We start from the raw sequence: 2975 nt of genomic DNA, 5'->3' as shown, positions 1-2975 counted from the left end.
CCTTCGGGTTCTGGCAGGCCATTCGCCCGGCACGCGGCGGTCAGCGTATTGGCCAGCAGGCAGGCGATCGTCATCGGGCCTACGCCACCGGGTACCGGAGTGATTGCACCTGCGCGCTCAGCCGCGCTGGCATAGTCCACATCGCCGACCAGCTTGTTCTTGCCGTCACGTTCGATCCGGTTGATGCCCACGTCGATTACGGTCGCGCCTTCCTTGATCCAGTCACCCGGCACCATCTCGGGGCGGCCTACGGCGGCGACGACGATGTCGGCGCGGCGTACCACGTCGGGCAGGTCCTTGGTGCGGCTATGCGCGATGGTCACGGTGCAGCTGTCGCCCAGCAGCAGCTGCGCCATCGGCTTGCCCACAATATTCGAGCGGCCAATTACAACAGCATCCATGCCCGATAGAGAGCCATGGTGGTCGCGCAGCATCATCAGGCAGCCCAGCGGCGTGCAGGGCACCATCGATTTCTGGCCCGTACCCAGCAGGCCGACATTCGAGATATGGAACCCATCTACATCTTTCGCCGGATCAATCGAGTTGATCACCAGGTCTTCGTTCAGGTGCTTGGGCAGCGGCAGCTGCACCAGAATACCGTGTACGGCAGGATCGTTGTTCAGCTTGTCGATCAGCGCCAGAAGGTCTTCTTCGGAGGTGTCTGCATCCAGCTTGTGCTCGTATGAGTTCATACCGACTTCAACGGTCATTTTTCCCTTCGAGCGGACATAGACCTGACTGGCCGGATCCTCGCCCACCAGAACCACCGCCAGACCCGGTGTGATGCCGTTTTCTTCCTTCAGTTTCGCAACCTGGTCAGCCACCTGCGCGCGCACTTTGGCGGCAAAGGCCTTACCGTCGATGACTTGAGCTACCATCCTTTGATCCCTTCTTTCAAAAAACGGATCGGGCGCACAAAGCGCCCGGTCATTCAGTCGGGGCCGAGCACGCGTTCTTCGCGCGCAATCGACCAATCAATCAAGGTGCGCCATAGTTTTTCGGCAAGGTCAGGATCCATACCCAGCTCGTCCGAATTCATACGCACTTTTTGCACCACATCCTCGACACGCTCCGGAATACGTGCAGGCAAGCCCTCGCCCGGCTTCAGCGCGGATGCGCGGTCGATGTAACCTGCACGCGCCACCAACATCTCGATCAGCTGCCGATCCAGCTTGTCGATCTGAACCCGCAACTCCCGCATTGAGTGGCAGTCTTTTGGAGGTGTCAGAGTGGGCATGTTTGTCTCCTCATGGCCCGGGAATTCCCCGGACCACGAGATGTCTTATTCGGCGGCTTAGAACAAGCCCTCGATCTCACCTGCGTCGTTAAGGCAGATGGTTTCCGCGGCCGGCTTGCGGGGCAGACCGGGCATGGTCATGATCTCACCACAGACAACCACGATGAAACCGGCACCGGCGGACAGGCGGACCTCACGCACCGGAACCGAGTGGCCGGTGGGCGCGCCGCGCAGGGTCGGGTCGGTCGAGAACGAATACTGGGTTTTCGCCATGCAGACCGGCAGATTGCCATAGCCTGCCTCTTCCCATTCTTTCAGCTGGTTACGGATCTTGTTGTCGGCCAGAACCTCATCCGCGCGATAGATACGCTTGGCGATGGTTTCGATCTTCTCGAACAGTGGCATGTCGTCAGGGTAGATCGGCGCGAAGTTGGCGCTGCCGCCTTCGACGATCTCGACAACCTTCTCGGCCAGCGGCGCAGAGCCTTCCGAGCCCAGCTCCCAGTGGCGCGACAAAACCGCCTCGACGCCATGTTCGCCGCAATAGTCGCTGACCGCCTGTACTTCCGCATCGGTGTCAGTGACAAAGTGGTTGATGGCGACAACAACCGGCACACCGAAGGATTTCACGTTTTCGATGTGACGGCCGAGGTTGGCACAGCCCGATTTCACAGCGTCAACGTTTTCCGCACCCAGATCGGCCTTGGCAACGCCGCCGTTCATCTTCATCGCACGCACTGTGGCAACCAGCACCACGGCCGACGGCGCGATGCCCGCCTTGCGGCACTTGATGTTCATGAACTTCTCGGCACCCAGATCAGCACCAAAGCCCGCTTCAGTAACGACATAGTCGGCCACTTTCAGAGCGGTCTTGGTGGCGATGACCGAGTTACAGCCATGCGCGATGTTTGCGAACGGCCCACCGTGAACAAAGGCCGGGTTGTTTTCCAGCGTCTGCACCAGGTTCGGCTGCATCGCGTCTTTCAGCAGCACGGTCATTGCGCCTTCGGCCTTGATGTCGCGGCAGTAAACCGGGGTCTTGTCACGGCGGTAAGCTACGATGATGTCGCCCAGACGCTTTTCCAGATCCTTCAGGTCGTTTGCCAGACACAGGATCGCCATGACTTCTGAAGCCACGGTAATGTCAAAGCCAGCTTCGCGCGGGAAGCCGTTCGACACGCCGCCCAGAGACGCCGTGATCTGGCGCAGAGCGCGGTCATTCATGTCGACCACACGGCGCCATGCGACGCGGCGGGTGTCGATCTCGCACTCGTTGCCCCAATAGATGTGGTTGTCGATCATTGCCGACAGCAGCGAGTGGGCCGAAGTAATCGCGTGGAAGTCACCGGTGAAGTGCAGGTTCATCTCTTCCATCGGAACAACCTGCGCGTAACCGCCACCTGCGGCACCGCCCTTCATGCCAAAGTTCGGGCCAAGCGAGGCTTCACGGATACAGATCATCGCGTTCTTGCCGATGCGGTTCAGGCCATCGCCCAGACCAACTGTAGTGGTCGTCTTGCCTTCACCCGCAGGGGTCGGGTTGATCGCCGTGACCAGGATCAGCTTGCCATCTTCGCGGTCCTGAACCGAATTGATGAAATCCTGACTGACTTTCGCCTTGTCGTGGCCGTAGGGCAGCAGATCATCACTGGAAATGCCCAGCTTGGCACCGATCTCCTGAATCGGCTTCTTGTTTGCCTCACGGGCAATCTCAATATCGGATTTATAGCTCATTGGG

At 59.6% G+C, this 2975-nt stretch carries 3 protein-coding genes; all 3 read right to left on the bottom strand.

Annotation, left to right across the window (positions count from 1 at the left end; translation table 11 throughout):
• Window positions 1–878, bottom strand: an 878-nt coding sequence (gene folD, locus G7G_RS0117885; RefSeq protein ID WP_010442825.1) for a bifunctional methylenetetrahydrofolate dehydrogenase/methenyltetrahydrofolate cyclohydrolase FolD, incomplete at its 3' end; no start/stop codon positions are given.
• A gap of 53 nt (window positions 879–931) precedes the next feature.
• The gene (locus tag G7G_RS0117880; RefSeq protein ID WP_010442824.1) at window positions 932–1237 is read right to left on the bottom strand and encodes a chorismate mutase; all 306 of its coding nucleotides are present in this window, start codon (window positions 1235–1237) and stop codon (window positions 932–934) included.
• A 57-nt stretch (window positions 1238–1294) separates the two neighbouring features.
• Window positions 1295–2971 carry a formate--tetrahydrofolate ligase gene (locus G7G_RS0117875; protein ID WP_029622158.1) on the bottom strand — a complete coding sequence of 559 codons (1677 nt, stop codon included), beginning with the start codon at window positions 2969–2971 and terminating at the stop codon, window positions 1295–1297.
• Window positions 2972–2975: the final 4 nt, after the last annotated feature.

Origin of the sequence: Ruegeria conchae (assembly GCF_000192475.1) — a bacterium.
Taxonomy (GTDB): domain Bacteria; phylum Pseudomonadota; class Alphaproteobacteria; order Rhodobacterales; family Rhodobacteraceae; genus Ruegeria; species Ruegeria conchae.
Note: the sequence above shows the minus strand (reverse complement) of the source record. Positions and strands in the feature narration are given on the sequence as shown.